This window comes from Microbacterium sp. GXF6406 (assembly GCF_054798215.1).
In genome coordinates this window covers 1-2,677 of the sequence record NZ_JBSJZH010000044.1, presented here as the reverse complement: position 1 = coordinate 2,677, position 2,677 = coordinate 1, and the positions used below count along the sequence as shown (strand labels likewise).

The following is a 2,677-nucleotide window of genomic DNA, read 5'->3' as shown; positions in this document are numbered from 1 at the left end:
TACGCGTGGACGCATTGCGCCGCAACTCCCGCGAGATCGTCGATGGCGCACGCCCCAAGCGTCCGGCGATCTCACGCACGCCAGCTCCTTGCGCACGCCACAGCGCGATGTTCTCACGTTCAGACGGCGACAGATATCGACCAGACACGGTGGGAGGCAATTGTGGATTCACTCCACCAGCGTCGCGGAACCACCGGTGCGCGACCGGTTCCGAAACACCCGCAGCCGCCCCCGCCTCGCGTGTCTTCTTCCCCGCAGCGATCGCCACCCAAAACTGCACCCGATCCTGCCGCCACGCGACGCTCGGCCGACCAGGAGACACGATCTGCCCTCGATATGCCCGGACCTGCTCCTGCTTGTCCCACACGCTCATCCGATACCCCGATTCGCCGGTGTTGCGACGACCGGTTGAATACGGTCAGTACACCAGCGCACAGCTCGCGAAAGCAGCGAAGGAGCTTGGCGTGCTGCGGTCGATGGGCCGCACCGGGGTGTGCTGGGACAATGCCGCCGCGGAATCGTTCTGGTCCACGTTCAAGAACGAGTACTACCACCGGCACGCCTTCGCCACGATCGACGCCGCGCGACGCGGCGCCTACGTCTGGATCGATGGCTGGTACAACGCCCGTCGCCGACACTCCGCCATCGGCTACCTCAGCCCGCTAGAGTACGAACGACGCCAGCTCGCGCTGGCAGCCTGACCAACCAACCACCTGTCCGGGAAACGGGGTCAGCCTCAGTCCCAGCCTCAGTAGAGTGCATACGATGTTCGTGGTGGCTATGGGACATGCCGGCATCAGTCGTTATTAGGGGCTGCTTGGGGCCTGACTGTGCGTGGGCGGTGGCTGTGGGATGCGTGTTGATCGTCACTGATTAGAGAAGGTTGGGGTCGGAATCTAGCTTCTGCCCCGTTTATGGAAAGGCCGAGTGTGCGGGCTTTGTGGAATCGTCGAATGCAATGGCTGGGTATCTGGGTCGCATTGCTTGGAAGCTTTGCGCTGTCCGTCTACTGGGAGGTTGCAGGTCTGGGCGATCCGAGCACAAATCGCTCTGTCGGTGGGTCAACAGCCCCATACCTACTTCCGTTGGTTCTGTTGGGGATTCCGCTGTTTCGCTTCGCGCGGCACGACAGTGATTTTTATGACCTAACCTTCAGGTCTCGTTACGTGCCACGTTCACGTTTGGTTGACGTAGCCGTGGTGGGCGTGTTCGTAGGGATCATTGCTGCGTGGGGTCAACTCATGCTTACTCCTGCTCTTGATTCAAGAGTGATGGAATGGCAGCGAGTATCTGGAGCGGATCTTGGTTTTTCGGGGATCGCGGCAGGTATTGTGACCGCGTATTACATGCTTGCTGGTCTGATTCTTTTGGTGTTCTTCATCGCTAAGTGTTTTACTCCGGTTTACATTCCAACGACAGCTAGCGACTCACACTCCTCCTCTTCTTGAGCCAGTGTCCTATGACGTTGGAATGAAACCTATGAGAAAGATTGAGATGAGAAAATCATACAAATTGTCGGCATTTGTAGCAGTTCCTGCTTTGGCTCTGTTCACCTTCGGTGCGACGCCAGCTGCTGCGGCTAGTTCACAACCAGCTCCGGCCGTACAGTCGGCTACGACATCAAGCCCGCTTACTGCGGAGACCGCGCATTACATTACGCAGTCGGGAAAGATCGTCGAGGTTCTGGAGTCGCTGGGCATTGAGCTGTCCGAAATTCCGACTGTCTCACCCTCCGATGTCGGCGTCCTTGAGGCTGTAGTCAATAGTTCTGTCGCTGGAGCTCCGTCGGTGCCTCCTCTGCCGACTTCGCGCCCGACCGATTGCACGCAGACTGGCACTGTGCTGGCATATGCGCAGCAGCAGGCTTCGCTGAACAAGGCGCGTGACGTCAATGCAGGCTCGTTGGAGTCGGAGACGGTGTACATGTATATGTCGCACTTCTTCGATCTGCCGAGCTTGTGCGGTAATCCGGCAGCATATTATCCCTCATGGATCACTAATTCGGATCGTACGGCGTATAACAACTATTTCACGTCCACCAATAATGTTGCACTAGCGGCTAATGTCGGCGGCATGGTGCTGGATGTGACTACTTTTGCGTCGAACCCGATTCCAGCGCTCAAGAATGCGCTCGATGGTTCGGTGGGTTCTGCTCTTGAGGGTGGTGTGACCGGCGCTGACTTGTACTTCACGGGTCAGGGAATTCTGGAAAGCTTTGGCAGTATTCAAACAATCCTTGCTGCAGATGGTTCTGCCGCAGACATTGTTGCCGCACTCCACAGCAACCTGGGTGATGCGTGGGGCGACGACGATTCTCTCGGTGCGCTTGTTGGAATCGTTGCGTCTTTGATGGCTCCGAATGCTGCTGGCGTGGTATTCGGTCTCGGTACCGTCGCCGCATCAATCATGCTGAGTGCGGCGTCTGGGCTGTATCAGGTGGCTGCGTACAACACGCTTCGCTACACGACTACGTCGCGCTCTTCTGCTCGTCTTATGCGTTCAATGGGCATGTAAGCGTTTTCGCGCTTGAACAGGGGCCCGGCATCTTGTGATGTCGGGCCCCTGGCATTGCCCCGTCTGGCGCAATCGCCTATATTGGTGGCTCATCGCAATCGAGGGTGTAGGTGGGGTCTGAATCCTCCGGCTTCGAGTAGCGATCTGGCAACATAGTTCGTCA

General features: G+C 57.8%; 4 protein-coding genes. 3 read left to right on the top strand and 1 reads right to left on the bottom strand.

Going from position 1 to position 2,677, the window contains the following annotated elements; all coding sequences use genetic code 11:
• A partial coding sequence (locus ACWAUG_RS13450; RefSeq protein WP_460802811.1) for a helix-turn-helix domain-containing protein occupies window positions 1-373 on the bottom strand: 373 nt, incomplete at its 3' end.
• Between the two features lie 91 nt (window positions 374-464).
• Here ACWAUG_RS13450 and ACWAUG_RS13445 point away from each other — a divergent pair.
• The 3 genes from ACWAUG_RS13445 to ACWAUG_RS13435 all read left to right on the top strand — a co-directional run bounded on the left by ACWAUG_RS13445 (window position 465) and on the right by ACWAUG_RS13435 (window position 2,514).
• Window positions 465-701, top strand: coding sequence for an integrase core domain-containing protein (locus ACWAUG_RS13445; RefSeq protein WP_460802810.1), 237 nt, complete (start codon window positions 465-467; stop codon window positions 699-701).
• A gap of 252 nt (window positions 702-953) precedes the next feature.
• Window positions 954-1,448 carry a hypothetical protein gene (locus tag ACWAUG_RS13440; protein ID WP_460802809.1) on the top strand — a complete coding sequence of 165 codons (495 nt, stop codon included), beginning with the start codon at window positions 954-956 and terminating at the stop codon, window positions 1,446-1,448.
• Between the two features lie 31 nt (window positions 1,449-1,479).
• Window positions 1,480-2,514, top strand: a complete 1,035-nt coding sequence (locus ACWAUG_RS13435; RefSeq protein WP_460802808.1) for a hypothetical protein — start codon at window positions 1,480-1,482, stop codon at window positions 2,512-2,514.
• Window positions 2,515-2,677: the final 163 nt, after the last annotated feature.

What these genes read in the sequence shown, in the direction of transcription:
- ACWAUG_RS13440 (WP_460802809.1), top strand. Translation starts at nt 954, where the DNA reads ATGCAATGGCTGGGTATCTGGGTCGCATTGCTTGGAAGCTTTGCGCTG.
- ACWAUG_RS13435 (WP_460802808.1), top strand. Translation starts at nt 1,480, where the DNA reads ATGAGAAAGATTGAGATGAGAAAATCATACAAATTGTCGGCATTTGTA.